Genomic DNA, 17,721 nt, shown 5'->3' on the forward strand with positions numbered 1-17,721 from the left:
TTGCCTATTACGCCTATTGCTTCAGGCTGCTAAATTTCTTTTCAATATCGGTGATTTGAACGGCACCCGGAAAGCGACTGCCATCAGTAAAGAAAATAGTCGGTGTCCCTGTAATGCCGTAGGTCTTGGCAAAGGCCATATTTTTGTCCAAAGGAGTGTGGCGCAGTCACTTTTCCCGCTGGGTGCAATGCTATTAATCATCCAATCAATATAGGCTTTTTGGGGGTCAGCAGAGCACCAAATTTGTTTAGATTTCTGTGCAGAGTCAGCTGACAGAATCGGAATTAAGTAGGTATAAACAGTAACGTTATCCAGCTGCTGTAAAGATTTTTCTAAACGCTTGCAGTAGCCGCAATTGGGGTCGGAAAAAATAGCAAGCTGTCGACTGCCATTGCCACGAACTGCTTTTAATGCATTTGATAAATTGAGTTCAGACCACTTAATGCGATTCAGATCTGCCTGTTTTTGTTCGGTAATATTTTTTCCTGTAGCGATCTCAATGATTTCACCTTGGATTAAATATTTGCTATTCGCATCGGTGTAAAACACATTATTTCCAACCAAGATCTCGTAAATGCCGGGAATAGGCGATTGAGAGACGCCTTTAATTTTCGTGTTTGGCCCAATCTTTTTTTGCAGCTCAGATCGGACTTGTTGTTCCGACTGCGCATTAGCCAGTCCTGCTAATAGGCTGAGAGAGCAGGCGAATGCGAGAGTAAGAAATAGTTTATTCAAAATCAGCATCTCCAAGGGCGCGTTCAATCAGGCGTCGTTTAATAAAGTGACTACGATTGACCATGCCCAGTCCCCAGTTGCGCAGTTGCTTCTCTGAACCGCTGCTTGCGGAGAATAGTTTCTTCAGTTTGTCGGTCACCCAGAGTAGAGCGCCGGTATCGCCTTGACGTTGGCGCTCGTAGCGACGTAATAAAACTCTATCGTTTGGCAGTCGGAAGGATTCACGTTGACTCAAGATATTGAGTAGAGTTGCCACATCCCTTAATCCCAGGTTCAAGCCTTGACCGGCCAAGGGATGCATCACATGAGCAGCATCACCAATTAGTGCAACCTTAGGATTATCTTCAGGACCAATAAAGCGATTGGCACGAATTCTTCTGAGTGGGAAAGCAGCTGGCGTTGAATTGAGAATCAGCTCTCCAAGTTGAGAGACTACTGCACCAGTAGCGATCGAGCAAAGCTTGTCAGTCCACATCGCTTGATCAAGCTTTAAAAGTTCCGCCGCATTTTCTGGTGAGGTAGACCACACCATCGAAACTTGTTTATTCGGTAATGGCAGCATAGCCACAATATCGCCCCCTGGCAAAAACCATTGGTAGGCAGTTTCGAGATGTGCGTTACTGCAAATCCAATTGGCCACCATGGCACTTTGTGAATAACTTTCTTCTTTTGTGGAAATACCCAGCTCAGTGCGAATGGGTGAGTTGGCACCATCTGCAGCAATGACGAGTTGAGTACGTAGGGTGGATCCATTTGAGAGATGCAGGGTTACCCCATCCGGATCTACTTCAATACTGTCAACTGCATCGCTGATGCGCTCTAATTTATTTTGGAAGCGTGAGGCTTGATCTAGAGTGTGCTCGATCACATTCGATTCACCAATCCAGGCTAACTGGGGTGTGCCCGCCTCAAAAGCGGATAGATGGAGTTGATCCCGTTTTTCTCCGCGATCACCATAAATCCGCATGTCTCTTACAGGCTGCAAGCGATTGTGATCTATGGCATCCCAAACCTGAAGATGGGCAAGTAATTTTTGGGTGCTAGGAGAAAAGGCGTAAATGCGTTGTCCCCATTGATTACCCTGGGGTGCGGGAACTGCTTGCCCTAGGTCGGGGGCAATTTGAATGGTTTGAAGTCCAAGCTGGGCTAGACCCAATGCGCAAGCCTTGCCTGCTATGCCTCCACCCACCACGACGACATCAACCCCCCGGATTTGGGAGGCATTTTTAGGCAGCTTAGCGGAGGAATTTTGTTGAACTTCTGACATATCTCGATGATATCGAAACTAGCCCTTTACAATACGGCTATGTCTTTGAAATGTGGCATCGTCGGCCTGCCTAACGTCGGCAAATCTACCCTCTTTAACGCGCTTACCAAGGCTGGAATCGCGGCGGAAAACTATCCTTTCTGCACGATCGAGCCTAATGTGGGTGTGGTTGAGATTCCCGACCCCCGTCTTGCCGCTTTGGCTGAGATCGTCAAGCCCGAGCGCATCCTGCCTGCGGCTGTCGAATTTGTCGACATTGCGGGCTTGGTTGCTGGAGCCTCCAAAGGTGAGGGTCTGGGAAACCAATTCTTAGCCAATATTCGTGAAACTGACGCCATTACCCATGTGGTTCGTTGTTTTGAGGATGCCAACGTGATCCACGTGGCCGGCAAGATTGACCCGATTTCGGATATCGCAGTTATCGACACTGAGCTAGCCTTATCTGACTTAACGACCGTTGAAAAAACCCTTCAACGCTCCAGTAAAGCTGCTAAGTCAGGGAATGACAAAGAGGCGGCAGCTCTCGTGGCTGTACTGACTAAGGTACAAGCCCATTTAGATCAAGCTCAGCCTGTCCGCAGCTTGAAACTGACTGACGAAGAAAATTTGCTTTTAAAGCCACTATGCTTAATTACCGCAAAGCCTGCGATGTATATCGCTAACGTCAAAGAAGACGGCTTTGACAATAATCCGCATTTAGAGGCAGTGATTCAGCATGCAGCTAAAGAGGGTGCGCCAGTGGTTGCGGTATGTGCCGCAATCGAAGCCGAGATTGCTGATTTGGATGATGCTGACAAAGCTGAGTTCTTGGCGGACCTCGGTATGGAAGAGTCTGGATTGGATCGCGTGATTCGTGCAGGCTATAAGTTGTTAGGACTACAGACCTACTTTACAGCTGGCGTTAAAGAAGTTCGCGCCTGGACAATTCACCAAGGCGATACTGCTCCGCAGGCTGCCGGAGTCATTCATACAGATTTTGAGCGCGGCTTTATTCGTGCGCAAACCATTGCTTTTGAGGGCTTTATTCAATTCAAGGGTGAGTCTGGTGCCAAGGAGGCTGGAAAGATGCGTGCTGAGGGTAAAGAGTATGTAGTTAAAGACGGTGATGTTTTAAATTTCCTGTTTAACGTCTAAAAACAGCACCTCCAAAGGTAAAAAGCCCTTAGTGATAAGGGCTTTTTTATTTTCTTGAGCTTGAATTAGTTTTCTTTAACAGCCTTTGCAAGACACTTAGAAATTTCTTCATAGCGTTTGATAGCCATCTTGCTGGGAACCACTTCTTTTTTGCGCCCATCTTCATTCGCTGCCATCTTGATATAGCCCATAGCGCTCAGATTCTTGAGTCGTCCATGTAGGGTCGCCTGGGATTCCAAATCAGAGAGAGAAATCAGGCCACCAACCAAAATCGATTGCTTGGCATGAAAGCTCAAAATAATTTTGTCTAAAAGACTTTCTTCAATAGAGTCGAGTTTTTTCCCAGGATTGATACGGTCAAGAACGTCAATTAGATTTAAGAAACGGATGTAGCAGGAGGATTTGGTGGTCGACATTTCTTTTTCAGTTAGTTTAAAAGGTACTAAAACCTAATAAGCTATTGGCTTAAGGGTTAATGTGAGTATATTCCCAAATTAATTGGCTGGTAGTATGACTTAATATTTTAAAAATAACCATGCCAGTAGTCATGAAAAGAATACTCTCTGAGCAGATGACTGGGTTTTTGGTGAGCGCGATCACCTACTCAAGCCTCTTTTATGTAAATGCTTGGCTTACAGCACACCTTGAATATGGTCTTGGGGTGAATTGGATCTACCTTCCAGCTGGCTTACGATTATTTCTGACACTTATCTTTGGCTTATCAGGCGCCATTGGAATTGCGCTCGCATCTTTCATGATTTGTTATTTTGGGCAATTTCCACCCGATCTCACTACTTGTATTGGGGTGGGGTTGATTTCAGGATTTTCGCCTTACCTCGCAAAACTATTTGTTGCGAGCAATATCAAAATTTCACCAGATCTCAGTGATTTGAGTTTACCTAAATTGGCTGTTTGTATTTTGATTTATGCGCTCTTAAGTGCTGGCCTGCATCAATGGTGGTTTGCGCTGAGAGGGCTTGATGGGGCCGGAAGCTTTAATCACTTTGTTGTCATGTTCCTAGGTGATGTACTTGGAACGGTGTTGCTTATTGCTTTAATTAAGTACAGCCTAGATCTCTTAAAGACCTCAAGAGCAGTCTAATTAAATAATTCACTTAAAGCTGCGCCCGGATCATTGGCTCGCATGAACGCCTCGCCTACTAAGAATGCATTGATCTGATGATCGCGCATGAGTTGCACATCAGCGCGAGTCATGATTCCAGACTCGGTAACCAAAGTTTTACCTGTTGGTACCATTGATAGTAAAGATAAGGTGGTTTGCAGGGTAACTTCAAAGGTTTTCAGATTGCGATTATTAATACCGAGTAGCGGTGTCTTTAATTCAAGGGCTTGCTCTAGTTCAGGTGCGTTATGTACCTCAACAAGCACATCTAGGCCCAGCTCATGTGCACAAGCTTCCAACTCTTTCATTTGATTGAGTTCAAGGCAGGCCACAATTAATAAAATCGCATCAGCACCAATCGCCCTTGCTTCATAGACTTGGTATGGATCAATCGTAAAGTCTTTGCGTAATACAGGAATGCTACAAGCAGCTCTTGCAGCCTGAAGATAGGCATTCGCCCCCTGGAAATAATCTCTATCGGTGAGAACGGATAGACAGGCCGCACCATTTTTTTCATAGGACTGAGCAATTTCAGCTGGCTGAAAATTTTCGCGCAAGATTCCTTTGCTGGGACTCGCTTTCTTAATCTCGGTAATCACACCCGCTTTACCTACTGCAATTTTTTGTTCGATAGACCGAATAAAACCACGTGGCTTTAAAAGGGCGTCACGATTATTTTCTTCCGCCTGATCACGTTGATTGCCTAAAGAGATTTTTTTTGAATCAGCAGCTACCTCAATCTTCTTGGTGGCAACAATTTTGTCGAGGATATCGCTCATGAAGATCTTAATTAGTTTTGGGTTGCGGCTACAAATTGGTCCAGCTTGTGACGGGCAGCGCCAGATGCAATGGCTGCTTGGGCCATCTGAATGCCGCTAGCAATACTCGGGGCTACATCCGCTACATACAGCACTGCTCCAGCATTGAGGCAAACAATGTCGCTCGCTGGGCCAGGAGTTTTATTGAGTACATCTAAAACAACGGCCTTAGATTCTTCAGCATCAGCCACCTTAAAGCTATTGGTCGGCGCAGTGTTCAAGCCAAAGTCTTTTGGATGAATCTCATATTCACGGACCTGACCATCTTTTAATTCGCCTACGAGGGTAGGACCTTCAAGAGAAATCTCATCCAAACCATCGCGGCCATATACAACGAGTGCGTGGTCCATGCTCATGGCTTGCAATACATGCGCCTGGATGCCGACTAAGTCAGCATGAAATACGCCCATCAGAATGCGTTTAGCATCTGCCGGGTTAGTAAGCGGTCCTAAGATATTGAATATCGTGCGCACGCCCAAATCTTTACGAATCGGCACAACATTCTTCATGGCAGGGTGATGATTGGGCGCAAACATAAAGCCTGCCCCCACTTCTGAAATACATTTCGCTACTTGCTCTGGGGAAAGTGATAGTTTTACGCCTAGAGACTCCAGAATATCTGCGCTTCCGGATTTGCTGCTGACACTACGATTGCCGTGCTTAGCAATTTTGGCTCCGGCAGCTGCCGCCACAAACATGGCAGCAGTAGAAATGTTGAAGGTGTGAGCTCCGTCGCCGCCAGTGCCCACCACATCCACTAAGTTTTTTCTATCCTCAACGATTACTGGAGTGGCAAATTCCCGCATGACTTGAGCGGCTGCGGCAATTTCACCAACAGTTTCTTTTTTCGTCCGCAGGGCAACTAGTAGTCCTGCAACCAAGGTCGGCGGCATCTCACCGCTCATGATTAGACGCATCATTGCAGTCATCTCATCATGAAAGAGCTCGCGATGTTCAATGCAACGTTGCAATGCTTGCTGTGGAGTAATGGACATGTGGGTCGACTTATTGCTATTAAGTTATTTGGCTTGGAGAAAATTCTTCAACAGCGCATGGCCATGCTCCGAAAGAATGGACTCAGGATGAAATTGCACACCTTCTACTGCGAGTTCTTTATGTCGGACACCCATGATCTCGCCATCCGAGGATGTGGCTGTTACTTCAAGAACTGCGGGCAGCGAGCTCTTCTCAATGGCGAGAGAGTGATAACGCGTCACCTTAAATGGGTTTGGTAAGTCTTTGAAAACGCCAACACCAGTGTGATGAATACCATCTGTTTTGCCATGCATGACTTTTTGGGCGCGAATAATCTTGCCGCCGAATGCTTCACCAATCGCTTGGTGTCCAAGACAGACGCCTAGGATAGGCATCTGTCCAGCATAGCGTTGGATCGTCGCTACAGAAATCCCTGCCTCTGCCGGACTACAAGGCCCTGGTGAAATACAAATGCGTGCAGGATTGATTTTGGCAATTTCATCAACGGAAATTTCATCATTGCGGAAGACTTTGACCTCTTCACCCAGTTCTGCAAAATACTGAACGAGGTTGTAGGTAAATGAATCGTAGTTATCAATCATGAGGAGCATCGAGTCCTCCCCGTACTAAGTCTGCAGCCATTAATACCGCGCGTGCTTTGGCTTCTGTTTCTTTCCACTCGGCAGTGGGGTCGGAGTCTGCAACTACACCAGCACCAGCCTGGGAGTGCAATACACCATCACGAATCACGCCAGTGCGAATGGCAATTGCTACATCCATATCGCCAGAGAAAGAAAGATAGCCAACTGCGCCTCCATAGACGCCGCGTTTCACAATTTCCATCTCATCAATAATTTCCATTGCCCGAATCTTTGGGGCACCCGATAAAGTGCCAGCAGGGAAGGTTGCGCGTAGAACATCCATATTGCTCATATTGTCTAGCAATTCACCTTCAACCGAGCTAACGATGTGCTGTACATGGGAATATTTTTCGATCGACATCGAATCAGTCACTTTGACTGTGCCTGTTTTTGCGATACGACCCACATCGTTACGAGCTAAGTCAATCAACATGACATGCTCGGCAATCTCTTTTGGATCTGCAAGTAGCTCTTTAGCAAGACGCTCATCTTCTTCAGGATTTACGCCGCGAGGGCGTGTGCCCGCTAGAGGGCGAATTGTCACAATCTTCTGACTCTCGCGTTGCTCTTGGCGCACCAAGATTTCTGGTGATGAACCCACGACCTGCAAATCACCAAAGTCATAGAAGTACATATACGGTGATGGATTCAGAGAGCGTAATGCGCGATAGAGGGCAAGCGGTGAATCTGTGAATGGCTTGCTAATACGCTGGCCAATGACGACCTGCATGCAATCGCCAGCCAAAATATATTCTTTGGTTTTGAGAACAGCATTTTCAAAATCAGCCGCCCTGAACTTACGGATCAACTCTGTTTTGGTGTTCGGTAATGAAGCAGGCATGCTTACAGGTTTGCTTAAGCACGCAAGCAATTCTTTTAATCGAGCTTGACCCTTTTCATAACTATCGGTAACGCTTGGGTCTGCATAGACAATTAAATAAATACGACCTGCAACATTATCAATCACTGCCAACTCTTCTGTGAGCATTAGTTGAATATCAGGCACATCCAATTCATCTGGCAACTTATGTTTTGCTAAGCGAGATTCAATATAGCGAACCGTGTCGTAACCAAAGTAGCCTGCAAGTCCGCCACAGAAGCGTGGGAGACCAGGTTGAACCGCCACCTTGAAGCGCTTGAAATAAGCATCAACAAAGTCGAGTGGATTGTCGCGATTGGTTTCAATGACTTTGTCATTGAATAAAACTTCAGTCAGTGGTGCCGTTGGTGTGCCAACCGTTCTTAAAACAGTTTTAGCAGGAAGACCAATAAAGGAGAAGCGACCAAAGCGCTCGCCACCTAAAACAGACTCAAGTAGGTAAGTATTCTTTTGTCCAAATGCTTGGGTAAGTTTGACGTACAGCGAGAGCGGTGTCTCTAGGTCGGCTAAAACTTCTTTCACCAATGGAATGCGATTGAAACCCTGTTTAGTTAGGGCAAGAAATTCTTCGTGCTGCATTACGCTTTTCCTGGCGTGGCTAGTTCTGCGCGCATCGCTTTAATTACGTCAGCATAATTTTCTTTGCCAAAGATTGCGGAGCCAGCAACAAATGTATCTGCACCAGCCTTAGCTACCTCTGCAATGTTATCGACTTTAATGCCGCCATCTACCTCTAGGCGAATGTGTCGACCAGTTTCTTGTTGATAGCGATCTAGTCGTGCACGAACTTGAGCAATCTTACTCAGAGTGCTTGGAATAAATGATTGCCCACCAAAGCCTGGATTCACAGACATTAGCAAAACGAGATCGAGTAGTTCTAGGGTGTGATCTAAGTGATGTAGTGGTGATGCAGGATTTAACACTAGCCCTGCCTGACATCCTTGATCACGAATTAAATTAATAGTGCGATCCACATGAGGGCTCGCCTCTGGGTGAAAGCTAATGAGGTTTGCTCCTGCTTTTGCAAAATCAGGAATGAGGCGGTCGACCGGTTCAACCATTAAGTGGACGTCGATCATGGCTGGTTTGCCATTTTTTGTCGCGTGTGGACGAATTGCCTCGCACACCAAGGGTCCAATAGTGAGGTTTGGAACGTAATGGTTGTCCATCACATCAAAGTGAATCCAGTCGGCGCCCGCCAAGAGAACATCTTGAACTTCTTTGCCCAGGCAGGCAAAGTCAGCCGACAAAATAGAGGGGGCGATGACAAACTGGCTATTTGAGGGTGATTTCTGGCTATCCATCCCTGGATTCTAGCTTGCAGTTGGCCTTAGGATGGAGCAGAATTCGAGCATGAATCCTCATGAAATCAGCATTACGGTCAAAACCCAGTATTTGCCCGACCAGTCTGACCCCGATAACCGCCAGTTTGCGTTCGCGTATACCGTCACCATTCGAAATACTGGCACGGCCAGTATTCAGCTCATTGCCCGCCATTGGTTCATTACTGATGGGGATAATGATGTTCAGGAAGTCCGTGGCCTGGGGGTTGTAGGGCAACAGCCGCTTCTGCGGGCGGGTGAGCAGTTTGAATACACCAGCTGGGCAACTTTACCGACGCCGACTGGCACGATGCGCGGAGAATACTTCTGCGTGACTGAGGAGGCTCAGTTTTTCCAGGCCCCCATCCCCGAATTTGCCCTAGTGATGCCCAGAACCTTGCACTAGGCTCTCAAAAAACATTATTTTTTGCCCTTACCAGTCCAAAGGACAATAAAGAGCAGGAGGGCTAAAGCAATGCCACCCTCCACGGCAAATAAGATCATGGGGTATTCATCGAGTAAGTTGGCAATCATGATTTCTATATTCAAATTAATAAGTCGCAAGAAAACCCCGCGAATCCTTGCTTGCAGTGTATTCGTTCTAGCAATTGCTGGCTTATTGACAGCTTGCTCTACACCTCCTACCCGAGGATTTGGCTACCGCTCTGGCGGTGGCGCCCCATCCTCCTATAGCTCCTCAATTGCTAGCTTTCGATCAGCTTCGTGGCAAGACTTGCCTGGTTGGCAAGGGGATGATTTAACGCAGGCTTGGCCGGCTTGGCTCAAGAGTTGTGATGCCTTGCGTAAGCGTAATAGTGAAGTTAACTGGCGTCAGGTATGCGCTCAAGCCAGTAGCGTTTCAGGTCGAGATGGACGTGCGATTCGCGAATATTTTGAGGGGAATTTTCAAGTATATGAAGTAAGCAACAGCGCTACTGGCAAAGATTCTGGGTTGATAACGGGTTATTACGAGCCTGTCATGAGTGGCTCGCAGACTCGAACTGCCACTTATACCGTTCCCTTGTACGGTCTTCCAAAGGCTTGGAGAGGTTCTAAGTCAAATCCTGCACCAGTGCGTGCAGAACTGATGAGCTCTGGAGTGCTGAAGGGTTCTGAAATTGCCTGGGTACAGGATCCTGTCGCTGCCGCATTTATGCAAATCCAAGGCTCTGGAAAAATTCGTTTAGAAGATGGGCGCGTATTGCGACTTGGTTATGCCGGCACCAATAACCAACCCTTTAAGTCATTTGCGCAGTGGTTGCTAGACCGTAAAGAAATTAATCGCAGTCAGGCCACTATGCAGGGTATTAGTGCGTGGGCTAAACGTAACCCAGGCCAGGTAGAGGAGATGCTCAATGTCAATCCTCGCTTTGTATTCTTTAAAGAGTTGCCAGGTAATGTTAGCGCTGATCTGGGTCCTAATGGTGCATTGGGTGTGCCTTTAACAGCAGAGCGCAGCATTGCTATTGATTTGAAGGCTATGCCTTTGGGCGCCCCGGTATTTTTGAGTACGACTAGACCTTTGAGTAGTCAAACCTTACAAAAATTAGTGATGGCGCAAGATACAGGTAAAGCCATTGTGGGTGGGGTGCGAGCGGATTACTATTGGGGATCAGGGGATGCTGCAGGTGAATTAGCTGGACGTATGAAGCAAGCTGGCAAGATGTGGTTATTGTTGCCGCGCTGAACAAATCATTTTTGAAAGAGATCGATGACTTACAACACCATATTGACTGAAGTGGATGGCAGGGTTGCCATCATTACCCTTAATCGCCCGCAAGTATTAAACGCCCTGAACGATGAGTTGATGGATGAGTTAGGTGTAGCGTTATTGAGTTTTGATGCGGATGACAATATTGGATGCATTATTGTGACTGGTAGTGAAAAAGCATTTGCCGCTGGTGCTGATATCGCCACAATGGCGAAGTATGGATTTGCGGACGTCTATCGCGGCGACTTTATCTCTCGTAATTGGGAAGAGATTAGAAAAGTACGTAAGCCAGTGATTGCAGCGGTATCTGGTTATGCCCTAGGGGGTGGATGTGAGTTAGCGATGATGTGCGACACCATCATGGCCGCTGACAGCGCTAAGTTTGCACAACCGGAAGTGAAGTTAGGAATCATCCCTGGTGCTGGTGGTACTCAGCGTTTGCCGCGTGCAGTTTCAAAAGCAAAAGCGATGGATTTGGCTTTAACGGGTCGTATGATGGATGCTGCTGAGGCTGAGCGCTCTGGCCTGGTTGCCCGCATTTTCCCTCAAGCGGATTTGCTAAAAAAAGTCAAAGCAATTGCCAAGACAATTGCAGACATGCCATTACTGACTGCAATGATGGTGAAAGAAGCAATTAATACTGCTTATGAAACAACGCTTTCAGAAGGAATTCATATTGAGCGCCGTTTGTTCCACACTTGCTTTGCAACAAACGATCAAAAAGAAGGTATGGCAGCTTTCATAGAAAAGCGCCCAGCAAAATTTACAAACTCATAAAAAGTTTACTTCTCAGGCTGAATTATTTTTCTAAGTAGCGTTGCGCTAGCTTGACCCAGTAGCTGACGCCTACTGGGATCAGTACGTCATTGAAGTCATAAGAAGGATTGTGAAGATGGCATGGGCCCATGCCATGACCTACTGCACGGTGATCACCATCACCATTACCTAAGAATACATAGCAGCCAGGCTTCTCCAGCAACATGAATGCAAAGTCCTCTGCGCCCATCGTGGGATCGATTGAGGTATTGACGTTTTGTGCTCCAACTAATTCGCTTATCACTTCACTGGCAAATTCAACTTCCTTGTCATGGTTAATGAGCGGAGGGTAGTTTCGAGCAAAGCTAATTTCTGCTTGGCAATCAAAGGCACTTGCTACGTTATGAGAAATTTCTCGTAAACGTTGCTCAATTAAATCTAGCACCTCGATGGTGAATGTGCGAACGGTTCCGCCGATAAAAGCGCTATCCGGAATGACGTTACTAGTCTCACCCGCATGGAACTGTGTGACTGATAATACTGCGGCATCCACTGGACGTTTATTGCGCGTAATGATGCTTTGTAGGGCTTGTACAACTTGAGCGCCTGTAAGCACTGGATCAGCGCTGTTATGTGGCAAAGCAGCGTGACCGCCTTTGCCACGAATGGTGATTTCAAAGATATTGCTGGAAGCCATCATCGGGCCAGAGGTCACGCCAAAATGTCCTTCAGCAAGCCCTGGCCAGTTGTGTAGACCAAAAACAGCATCACAAGGAAATTGTTTAAATAGCCCATCGTTAATCATTTCTTGCGCGCCAGCACCACCTTCTTCAGCTGGCTGAAAAATGAAAATGACTGTGCCTTTGAATTCGCGATGATTGGACAGATATTGAGCGGCACCCAAGAGCATTGCTGTATGGCCATCATGCCCACAGGCATGCATCTTCCCAGGATTCTTTGAAGCATGTTCAAAGGTATTGTGTTCTTGTAATGGCAGCGCATCCATATCAGCACGCAAACCAATCATCTTGCCTGGACCTAAGTCACCATCAAGTTTGCCGACGACCCCGGTTTTGCCAAGGCCACGATAAACCGTGATCCCCCAACTCGAAAGTGCTTCAGCTACAAGATCAGAGGTGCGGTTTTCTTCAAAGCGTAATTCTGGATGCGCATGAATATTGCGACGAATCTCTTGAATGGCTGATGCGGAGTCGATGATTTCTGGAAGTAATCGCATAACTTCATCTTATCTGAATTTACTCTGGCAGATTTATATGCCCTGCAGCAAATTCTAAGGTCTCTATGGAGTAGGGGGCATTATTTGGTTTATGAAGCTGTTGAGGAAGGGTGGGAATGATGCCTAAAAATGGTGCAAAAACTCGGTCTTTTAGGGTTTGAATATTTTCTTCCAGCAGAGACATCTCCTCTGAAAGCGTATTCGCTACCCAGCCGGCAATCGTTAACTGGCGAGACTGAATTGCTTCACAAGTGAGTAGGGCGTGATTAATGCAGCCCAAACGCATGCCTACAACGAGGATGACTGGTAAATCGATTGCCTGAGCGAGATCGCCTAAATCTTCTTGTTCATTTAAAGGAACTAAAAATCCACCAGCCCCCTCAACAACAACCGCCTCAAATTTTTGATTTAGTGAATGCAAATCACCCAAAATGATGGAGGAGTCTAGGTAAACACCATTCTTTTTGGCAACAAGGTGGGGTGCTGCTGCTTGATCGAGAACGTAAGGACAAAGACTTTGTTCTTGAGAATTTAATCCTGAAGCAATGCGTAATGTCTCTAAATCCTCGTTGAATTTTTGACCGCTAGTATCAATATAGGTTCCAGCAACGACAGGTTTAAAGCCGACTGCGCTGATACCTGTTTCTCTCAGTTTCAGAATGAGCGCGCCGGCAACTAAAGTTTTACCAACCTCAGTATCGGTGCCTGTTACAAAAAAGCTAGTAGAGGTATTGATCGTCATAAATTACTTTCTACGTGTTTCTCAATAGACTTCAATGTCTTAATCAGTTCACGTAAATCATCAGCGCTATGGTTTGCGGAAAAGGTAATACGCAACCGAGAGTTACCAACTGGTACCGTGGGTGGGCGGATTGCGGGGATCCAATAACCTGCTTCATCTAAGAGTTTGGCTGCCGCTAATGCATTAGCGTTACTTCCTAAAATTACTGGCTGAATGGGGGTAGATGAAGGGGTTTTTTCCCACCTTGAGAAATTCATCTCCTCATTCCAAATCTGAATCAACTTATAAGGGCGCCCCTTTTGGATGAGCCACTCAATAAACGGTGCAGCTGCACAAATAAAAGCACCGCTCACACCAGCTGCCTTGCCAAGTGTGCCGACATAAATAATTCTTTCTGAATGTACGTCTGCTTGCTCCAAAATACCGTGGCCTTGTTCGCCAAGCACGCCAAATCCGTGGGCATCATCGACCATTAAGAGTGCATCATATTGTTCGGCGATATGGAGTAGTTTTTCTACGGGTGCAATATCCCCATCCATGCTGAAGACACCATCAACCACAATTAATTTCAGTGGCAGAGTGTCTTGCTTTAATGCTTCTTCTAGCAAGTCAAGATTTTGGTGATCAAATAAATTTATCTTGGCTTTCGTTTGTGCGCTAGTTAGGCGTACGCCATCAATCAAAGAGGCATGATTGAGTTTGGCAGAATAAATGCTGGCTTGACCTTGCTCAGCAAGCCTAGAAATTCCAGTAATGGCGTTGATGTTTGCAAGATAGCCGGTGCTAAAGAACAGCGCTCTTGCATCGGGAATATGCTTGCCTTCACAGGCGGCTAATTTTTTTCAAGCAAGTCATGCGCAATGCTGTGACCGCTAATTAAGTGGGATGCGCCGCTACCAACCCCGTATAATTTTGCGCCTTCTGCAAGCGCAGAAACCAATCCAGGATGATTTGCTAGTCCCAAATAGTCATTGCTACAAACTGCTTTCAGTTCTCGCTGACCAACGCGAGCCTTGGTGTCACAGGGTGACTCGGTAGTGCGCAGTTTGCGTCTCAGCAATTGCTCATCTAGATCGGCAATCTGTTGAGTCGCCATCTCTCGAGCGGCAAATTTTGTACTCATGCCAGCACCTGATTGAGAGCTTTTTGTACAGAAGTGCCCATTTGAATTGCTTCCTCAGTGGTGAGGATGTACGGTGGCATCACATAAATCGTGTTGCCAATGGGTCTGATGAGTAAGCCCTCTTTAAGACATGCTGAAAACATCTCTCGTGAAAACGTAGCAGGATTTTTTAGTGATTCAGGTTTGATATCAAAGGCTAAGACCATTCCCTGCTGGCGCCAATGTTCAATTCGAGGATCTGCTTTTGCCCAGGCAAATGCCTTGGTAAGATCTTTACTGCGTTCAAGATTTTTTTCGAGAGCAGATTCAGTTTCAAAAATCTCTAGACACGCAAGCGCTGCAGCGCATGCCAATGGATTGCCTGTATAGGAGTGTGAGTGCAAGAAACCTTGTTGCATTTGATCGCCATAAAAAGCGCGATAAATTTTGTCAGTCGTCATGGAGAGTGACAACGGCAGGTAGCCGCCACTAATACCTTTGGACAACGTTAAGAACGTCTGGCCAAATCCCCGCATGTTCGCAAGCAAAAAACTTTCTTGATCGACCGCAGCCCACTGCAATTTCATCGGCGATCAAATGAATGTTGTAGCGATCACAAAGTGATCTGACTAGGCGTAAATATTCTGGAGAGTACATCGCCATCTGCCCGGCACATTGAACGAGTGGTTCCACAATGATGGCGGCAATATGGCGATGCTCCGCTTCCAGTAGCCCCTCTAATTTTTTAGCAGCTTGTCTAGCAACGTCTTCGGCACTTTCATCAGGCTTTGCTTTACGCGCATCAGGTGAGGGCGCAGTGAAAACATCTTGTAAGAGTGAACCGTATGCTTCGCGAAAGATTGCAACATCCGTTACTGCAAAGGCGCCTAAAGTTTCTCCGTGGTAACCATTTTCTAGACAGACAAATTTTTTCTTTTGAGGCTGATTATTCAATCGCCAGTAGTGATGACTCATCTTTAAGGCAATCTCTACTGCTGAGGCGCCATCAGATGCAAAAAACACATGACCCAAATGGCCTTGAGTTAAAGCGGACAATTTCTCGGAGAGAGCAACTACTGGCGGATGGGTGAATCCGGCGAGCATGACATGCTCAATTTTCTCCAGTTGACTCGTAAGGGCTTGGTTAATGCGTGGATTGGAGTGACCAAAAAGATTGGTCCACCATGAGCTGATGCAATCGAGTAGTGTATTTTCCTTGTCATCAAACAACCAAGCACCCTTACCTTTTGTAATGGCAATGATTCGTGATGCTTCATCTGAGTGCAGGGATGCCATACGGCATCTAGGCTGCGATCAACCAGCGAGGTTTGATTTGGATCAGAAATAAGCTTCATGTTTGGTATTTGACCACTAGTTTTTCCTAATTTAGGCCTGTATCTGTTATGTTTATGCCTTGAATTGATCTATTTTCTGGAATTCGACCATGCAGGCCACCCAAACTACCGAAAAACCCCTCACTCAAGTCAAGTCTCAAAAAGATTTGCATAAAGAGGTCGACGCTTCGGGTGCTAGGTCTGTAGCCCAGATTGAGGCTTTATTTGTCCTCCCATTTAGTGAATTAATGTTCAGGGCGCAAGAAACCCATCGCGCCAACTTCCCTGATGGCGATGTGGAGCTGGCTACGCTTTTGTCAATCAAGACCGGTGGCTGCCCTGAGGATTGTGGCTATTGCCCACAGGCAGCTCGTTATGACACCGACGTCAAAGCGAATAAGCTGGTGGATCTGGATGAGGTTCTGGAGGCCGCTAAGGCTGCTAAAGCCGCAGGATCGAACCGTTTCTGTATGGGCGCTGCTTGGCGAGAGCCTAAAGACCGTGATATTGAAAAAGTCACCGCCATGATTAAGGGTGTAAAGGCCTTGGGCTTAGAAACCTGCGCCACACTGGGGATGTTGGAGGCTAATCAGGCTCAAGCGCTTCAGGAGGCCGGTTTGGACTTTTATAACCACAATTTGGATACCAGCGAGGACTTCTATTGCTCAGTCATTTCCACCCGTGGATACCAAGACCGTTTAGATACGATTTCTAATGTACGTGCTGCAGGCATGTCAGTGTGTTGTGGCGGCATTGTGGGTATGGGCGAGTCTCGTGAACAGCGCGCAGCATTTCTGGCCCGTCTGGCCAATTTAAGCCCATATCCAGAGTCAGTGCCGATTAATCACTTGGTTCCAGTTGCTGGAACCCCTTTGGCAGATCAGAAACCTTTGGACCCATTGGAGTTTGTGAGAACTATTGCAGTGGCCCGAATCACCATGCCGCGTGCACGCGTGCGTTTGTCAGCTGGTCGCCAAGAGCTCGGCAGGGCAGTGCAGGCAATGTGCTTCCAAGCCGGTGCGAATTCTATCTTCTATGGTGAGCAACTACTCACTACCGGTAATCCCGAGGCAGAGCAAGACCGTGAGCTATTGGCCGAGTTGGGTTTAAAGACCAAGCAAAGCTGCAAAGCTGAGGTTCTAGTCTAGTCTTTAAAACCCCCATGGCCTTGATTGATCGCTTCATTATTGAGTTTGATACAGCTTTACGCTCTGTAGTAGGGGGTGCTCATGCCCATCGTCCAACCCCGGGTTCAGATAAGCAATCTACTGCTTTATTAGATGCAAAAGATCGGGAGCATGCCGCAGGTTTAATGCGCGTCAATCATGTGGGTGAAGTCTGCGCCCAAGCCCTCTATCAATCGCAAAAATTAGTGGCCTGCAATCCTCAAATTCGGCAGATGCTGGATCACTCTGGCCAAGAGGAAATGGACCATTTAGCTTGGTGCGAAACACGCCTCCAAGAGCTAGGTTCACACACTAGTTATCTCAACCCACTTTGGTATGCAGGATCCTTTGCAATCGGCTTGGCTGCGGGCTTAGCGGGCGATAAGTGGAGCCTGGGATTTGTTGCTGAAACTGAAAAGCAAGTAGAGAATCACCTGGAGAGTCATCTCGAAAAATTGCCCGTTGAAGATGAGCGTTCTCGTGCCATAGTTGATCAAATGCGCATCGACGAAATCGAGCATGGACAGGCTGCAATTTTAGTGGGTGGAGAAGTCTTACCGGGGCCGATTCAGAAGTTGATGTGGGCGATGTCTAAAGTCATGACAAGAACTGCTTACAAAATCTAGTCCTAAATTATTTATTTTGTATATTTTTATTTAGAATACTGTTTATTAATACAGTATATTTATCCATTATTGGACTAAATAGCTAAGACCTATTCTTAAGTATATTTTCCAAGCCGTTGTTTCAAGTAGCATTTTTATACGCACCATTTTAT

Annotated in this window: 19 protein-coding genes and 2 pseudogenes; 7 read left to right on the forward strand and 14 right to left on the reverse strand. The window is 46.6% G+C overall.

All coding sequences use genetic code 11. The features are described 5' to 3' along the window. Window positions 1-13 precede the first annotated feature (13 nt). From DXE44_RS10860 to DXE44_RS00155, 3 genes and pseudogenes are all read right to left on the reverse strand, one after another. Window positions 14-139 carry a thioredoxin fold domain-containing protein gene (locus DXE44_RS10860; protein WP_269460658.1) on the reverse strand — a complete coding sequence of 42 codons (126 nt, stop codon included), beginning with the start codon at window positions 137-139 and terminating at the stop codon, window positions 14-16. A gap of 131 nt (window positions 140-270) precedes the next feature. Continuing rightward, window positions 271-744, reverse strand: a pseudogene (locus DXE44_RS10865) (DsbC family protein); the annotation flags it as partial. Then, window positions 728-2,002, reverse strand: a complete 1,275-nt coding sequence (locus DXE44_RS00155; protein ID WP_114651686.1) for an FAD-dependent monooxygenase — start codon at window positions 2,000-2,002, stop codon at window positions 728-730. The gene DXE44_RS00155 and the pseudogene DXE44_RS10865, both read right to left, overlap by 17 nt. Before the next feature lie 39 nt (window positions 2,003-2,041). Here DXE44_RS00155 and ychF point away from each other — a divergent pair, with 39 nt between their 5' ends. Beyond that, window positions 2,042-3,136 (forward strand): redox-regulated ATPase YchF, encoded by a 1,095-nt coding sequence (ychF, locus tag DXE44_RS00160; protein WP_114651688.1) that lies wholly within the window; start codon window positions 2,042-2,044, stop codon window positions 3,134-3,136. 65 nt (window positions 3,137-3,201) lie between these two features. On the opposite strand, the gene DXE44_RS00165 is transcribed toward ychF, so the two are convergent. Then, entirely contained in the window at window positions 3,202-3,552 is a 351-nt protein-coding gene (locus DXE44_RS00165) for a hypothetical protein (protein WP_114651690.1), read from the reverse strand. Window positions 3,553-3,683: 131 nt separating this feature from the next. Here DXE44_RS00165 and DXE44_RS00170 point away from each other — a divergent pair, with 131 nt between their 5' ends. Then, window positions 3,684-4,238, forward strand: coding sequence for a hypothetical protein (locus tag DXE44_RS00170; protein ID WP_114654276.1), 555 nt, complete (start codon window positions 3,684-3,686; stop codon window positions 4,236-4,238). Here DXE44_RS00170 and trpC read toward each other — a convergent pair. The 5 genes from trpC to rpe are packed head-to-tail and all read right to left on the reverse strand — an operon-like array spanning window position 4,235 to window position 8,877. Further along, a complete protein-coding gene (gene trpC / locus DXE44_RS00175; RefSeq protein WP_114651692.1) occupies window positions 4,235-5,038 on the reverse strand; it encodes an indole-3-glycerol phosphate synthase TrpC in 804 nt (267 codons plus the stop codon). The genes DXE44_RS00170 and trpC overlap by 4 nt on opposite strands. A gap of 11 nt (window positions 5,039-5,049) precedes the next feature. After that, complete coding sequence (gene trpD / locus DXE44_RS00180; protein WP_114651694.1) at window positions 5,050-6,072, reverse strand: anthranilate phosphoribosyltransferase; 1,023 nt, start codon at window positions 6,070-6,072, stop codon at window positions 5,050-5,052. A 24-nt stretch (window positions 6,073-6,096) separates the two neighbouring features. After that, window positions 6,097-6,663, reverse strand: coding sequence for an aminodeoxychorismate/anthranilate synthase component II (locus DXE44_RS00185; protein ID WP_114651696.1), 567 nt, complete (start codon window positions 6,661-6,663; stop codon window positions 6,097-6,099). Further along, window positions 6,647-8,152, reverse strand: coding sequence for an anthranilate synthase component I (gene trpE / locus DXE44_RS00190; RefSeq protein WP_114651698.1), 1,506 nt, complete (start codon window positions 8,150-8,152; stop codon window positions 6,647-6,649). Before trpE ends, DXE44_RS00185 begins: the two co-directional genes overlap by 17 nt. Next, the gene (gene rpe, locus DXE44_RS00195) at window positions 8,152-8,877 is read right to left on the reverse strand and encodes a ribulose-phosphate 3-epimerase (RefSeq protein ID WP_114651700.1); all 726 of its coding nucleotides are present in this window, start codon (window positions 8,875-8,877) and stop codon (window positions 8,152-8,154) included. Before rpe ends, trpE begins: the two co-directional genes overlap by 1 nt. Window positions 8,878-8,926: 49 nt before the next feature. Between rpe and apaG the strand changes: the two genes are divergently transcribed. From apaG to DXE44_RS00210, 3 genes are all read left to right on the forward strand, one after another. Beyond that, the gene (apaG, locus tag DXE44_RS00200) at window positions 8,927-9,301 is read left to right on the forward strand and encodes a Co2+/Mg2+ efflux protein ApaG (protein ID WP_114654277.1); all 375 of its coding nucleotides are present in this window, start codon (window positions 8,927-8,929) and stop codon (window positions 9,299-9,301) included. Between the two features lie 126 nt (window positions 9,302-9,427). Continuing rightward, window positions 9,428-10,582 carry a murein transglycosylase A gene (gene mltA, locus DXE44_RS00205; protein ID WP_114651702.1) on the forward strand — a complete coding sequence of 385 codons (1,155 nt, stop codon included), beginning with the start codon at window positions 9,428-9,430 and terminating at the stop codon, window positions 10,580-10,582. A 24-nt stretch (window positions 10,583-10,606) separates the two neighbouring features. Further along, on the forward strand, window positions 10,607-11,383 hold the full coding sequence (locus DXE44_RS00210) for an enoyl-CoA hydratase (RefSeq protein WP_114651704.1): 777 nt from the start codon (window positions 10,607-10,609) through the stop codon (window positions 11,381-11,383). A 22-nt stretch (window positions 11,384-11,405) separates the two neighbouring features. Here DXE44_RS00210 and DXE44_RS00215 read toward each other — a convergent pair whose 3' ends face one another. From DXE44_RS00215 to bioA, 5 genes and pseudogenes are all read right to left on the reverse strand, one after another. Next, a complete protein-coding gene (locus DXE44_RS00215) occupies window positions 11,406-12,599 on the reverse strand; it encodes a M20 aminoacylase family protein (protein ID WP_114651706.1) in 1,194 nt (397 codons plus the stop codon). Window positions 12,600-12,618: 19 nt separating this feature from the next. Then, a complete protein-coding gene (bioD, locus tag DXE44_RS00220) occupies window positions 12,619-13,341 on the reverse strand; it encodes a dethiobiotin synthase (protein WP_114651708.1) in 723 nt (240 codons plus the stop codon). Further along, entirely contained in the window at window positions 13,338-14,153 is an 816-nt protein-coding gene (locus tag DXE44_RS00225) for an aminotransferase class I/II-fold pyridoxal phosphate-dependent enzyme (protein WP_331851849.1), read from the reverse strand. Before DXE44_RS00225 ends, bioD begins: the two co-directional genes overlap by 4 nt. Window positions 14,154-14,173: 20 nt before the next feature. Then, window positions 14,174-14,464, reverse strand: coding sequence for a hypothetical protein (locus tag DXE44_RS11115; RefSeq protein ID WP_331851818.1), 291 nt, complete (start codon window positions 14,462-14,464; stop codon window positions 14,174-14,176). Beyond that, a pseudogene (gene bioA, locus DXE44_RS11265) lies at window positions 14,461-15,798 on the reverse strand (adenosylmethionine--8-amino-7-oxononanoate transaminase). Before bioA ends, DXE44_RS11115 begins: the two are co-directional and overlap by 4 nt. A gap of 89 nt (window positions 15,799-15,887) precedes the next feature. Here bioA and bioB point away from each other — a divergent pair. Both bioB and coq7 read left to right on the forward strand, forming a co-directional pair. Continuing rightward, complete coding sequence (gene bioB / locus DXE44_RS00235; protein ID WP_114651710.1) at window positions 15,888-16,925, forward strand: biotin synthase BioB; 1,038 nt, start codon at window positions 15,888-15,890, stop codon at window positions 16,923-16,925. Between the two features lie 14 nt (window positions 16,926-16,939). Beyond that, window positions 16,940-17,569 carry a 2-polyprenyl-3-methyl-6-methoxy-1,4-benzoquinone monooxygenase gene (gene coq7, locus DXE44_RS00240; protein WP_114651712.1) on the forward strand — a complete coding sequence of 210 codons (630 nt, stop codon included), beginning with the start codon at window positions 16,940-16,942 and terminating at the stop codon, window positions 17,567-17,569. Window positions 17,570-17,721: the final 152 nt, after the last annotated feature.

This window comes from Polynucleobacter necessarius (assembly GCF_900095175.1).
In the GTDB taxonomy this organism is placed as follows: domain Bacteria; phylum Pseudomonadota; class Gammaproteobacteria; order Burkholderiales; family Burkholderiaceae; genus Polynucleobacter; species Polynucleobacter necessarius_I.